We start from the raw sequence: 1,171 nt of genomic DNA on the forward strand, positions 1-1,171 counted from the left end.
TAATCTGTATCAAGGGAAATGTCGGGACGTAAAAAAAAGCCACTAACCCGTTGATTGTATTGGGTTTAATGGCTTTTTTGATGTTGCTGAATTCTGTGCGCTGGTGCCCGGAGCCGGAATCGAACCGGCACGCCCTTACAGGCGGGAGATTTTAAGTCTCCAGTGTCTACCAGTTTCACCATCCGGGCAGCGCGGCGAGATTCTAGCACATGTGATGCTCGTTACGCCATCTTGTGCCTGTCTGCTAGATCAATGGTCTGCGTTCTTCATTGTTTTTGATCGCCCGGCGGCTATGCGTTGGGTATGGCGGTCCTGGTATTCGTTCTGTCGCGACTGGTGTGTGTTGTAAAATGAAATATCCGCTTCGGCATGAAAAATGAGTGTTTTATGCAATGTATATATCACGTCAAGAAATCAATTTTCCTATACTTGAAGTATGTGGCAGGCATTACTTTACTGGGTATCAGCTTCTCCGCGTTTTCTTCAGACGACATTAATTACGATCCTTACGCACAAGTAAGGGCCGAACAGTTTGAGGCGTTCACTTCCAATACGGTCTCCTGTATGGAAGTAAGGGTGCGTGGAGCACTTTTGCAGGGAATTCGTGATAGTGAAAAAATTGTGGTCTGGATAAAGCAGGTTTGTGGTCCATTTCTGCGAAACTTTATGATCGAATCATTAAAGCGGCCAGCGGCTGAAGCTGATGAATTTATTCACTCCATAGCTTCTCGACAGTTGCGTAGTATTCCTGGCCTCAGTTTTGTAGAGCCGTCTAATGTCGTGAAAAAACAGAACCCGACATTGGGCGTCCAACCTGCGCCTTTGAGACAATTTATGTGGAATAAGCCTGATGTCCTGAAAGGGATATTAATGCGAGGAAAATTTTCTAATTGTTGTACCGCTGGCTTAGCTGAAAATGCTAATTTTTATTTTGTTCGTTTAGAAAAAATACAGGTATGACCGGTGAAAACGGTGATGAAGGCAAGCCGAATATTGATGTCGTTAGAGAGGTGCAAATTGAGAGTTCCGCGGTCAAGACATCTGACGAATCAAAAATAGGTAAAGTAGTTAGAGTCTCATGCATTGCGCTTATCTTTGGGAATACTGGTCACTATGCTCGTCTGGCGTACTGCGAAGGGGCCTCAGTTCACTGATTTAGTAACATCGCCTT

1 protein-coding gene and 1 tRNA gene are annotated in these 1,171 nt (G+C 44.8%); one reads left to right on the plus strand and one right to left on the minus strand.

Annotated elements, in window-relative coordinates:
- Nucleotides 1-101 precede the first annotated feature (101 nt).
- Nucleotides 102-188 (minus strand) — tRNA-Leu (locus GCN78_RS28790).
- A 250-nt stretch (nucleotides 189-438) separates the two neighbouring features.
- Between GCN78_RS28790 and GCN78_RS28795 the strand changes: the two genes are divergently transcribed.
- Nucleotides 439-960: a hypothetical protein gene (locus GCN78_RS28795; RefSeq protein WP_152254744.1), complete on the plus strand. Its 522-nt coding sequence runs from the start codon at nucleotides 439-441 to the stop codon at nucleotides 958-960.
- Nucleotides 961-1,171: the final 211 nt, after the last annotated feature.

It is taken from the genome of Janthinobacterium rivuli (assembly GCF_009208735.1).
Taxonomy (GTDB): Bacteria; Pseudomonadota; Gammaproteobacteria; order Burkholderiales; family Burkholderiaceae_D; genus Janthinobacterium.